A 1,168-nucleotide genomic window follows, 5' to 3' on the forward strand; every position below is an offset into this window, starting at 1 on the left:
TACGTTGTCGGCAGCGGGCCAAAAAGGAATACGTCCATGCCCATCGAGGTGAAACCGGCTGTGAGCGCGGGTTCAAGCATATAGCCCGACAGGCGCGTATCCTTGCCGATCACGACACGATGGCGGTGGTCACCGCGACGAAAGACACGGCCAGCCGCCATGCCGACGCGCAAGGCGGTTTCCGCCGTCATCGCGCCTTCGTTGGCTTTGCCACGAATACCGTCTGTGCCGAAATATTTGCGCACCATAAGGTCGATTATCCTGTCGTCGGGTCGCCCTCAAAGGGGACATGCCTGCTGAACCGCGAATATAGAGAAATATCCCGAATGTGCAGTTAACGAATTCTTGCGGTTTCTTTCAGCGCCGCCAATACCGCCAGCCCGTCGCGCAAGGGGCGCGGCTCGTGTGTGCGGATGAAGTCAGCTCCACCTGCGGCGGCGGCAAGCTCTGCAGCGAGTGTCGCGGCCCCGACATCCCCCGGACCACGGCCTGTGAGCGCGCGCAGAAAGGATTTGCGCGAAACAGACAGAAGCACCGGCAAATCGAAGCGCAGCCGCAATTCATCGAACCGCGCCAGCACCGAGAGCGAGGTTTCGGGAGCAGCCCCCAGAAAAAACCCCATGCCGGGATCAAGGACAAGGCGGTTGCGTTTGATACCGGCACCCGTCAGCGCCGCGATGCGCGCGTCAAAGAACGCCGCAATGTGATCCATGATGTCGCCAGCGGGTGCCTCGCGCCGATCTGCCTGCCCGTCTTGCACCGAATGCATAACGACGAGTTTGGCAGATGATTTCGCCAATTGCGGATAGAACGCAGCGTCTGGAAAACCGCGAATATCATTGAGATAGGCCACACCACGCGACAAGGCATAGGCTTGCGTCGCGGGTTGATAACTGTCGAGCGAGACGGGAATGCCATCTGCCTTGAGCGCGTCCAGCACCGGCGCGATACGCGCGATTTCTGTGTCGGACGAAACAGGCGCGGCGTCGGGATTGCTGGATGCCGGACCGAGGTCGATCACATCTGCCCCCTCGGCCATCAGCTTACGCGCCTGCGCAATGGCTGCGTCTGGCGCCAGATACCGGCCTCCATCGGAGAAACTGTCCGAGGTTATGTTGACGATGCCGAAAATGATGAGCGATTTATTCATGGGGGCTTCTATAATAAT

At 59.8% G+C, this 1,168-nt stretch carries 1 protein-coding gene and 1 pseudogene; both read right to left on the reverse strand.

Annotated elements, in window-relative coordinates; translation table 11 throughout:
• Positions 1-248 (reverse strand): annotated as a pseudogene (gene glmM, locus FTU03_RS16030) (phosphoglucosamine mutase); the annotation flags it as partial.
• An 86-nt stretch (positions 249-334) separates the two neighbouring features.
• Positions 335-1,150, reverse strand: a complete 816-nt coding sequence (gene sul2 / locus FTU03_RS16035) for a sulfonamide-resistant dihydropteroate synthase Sul2 (RefSeq protein ID WP_001043260.1) — start codon at positions 1,148-1,150, stop codon at positions 335-337.
• Between the last annotated feature and the right edge of the window lie 18 nt (positions 1,151-1,168).

Origin of the sequence: Acinetobacter sp. YH12046 (assembly GCF_013419905.1) — a bacterium.
Taxonomy (GTDB): Bacteria; Pseudomonadota; Gammaproteobacteria; order Pseudomonadales; family Moraxellaceae; genus Acinetobacter.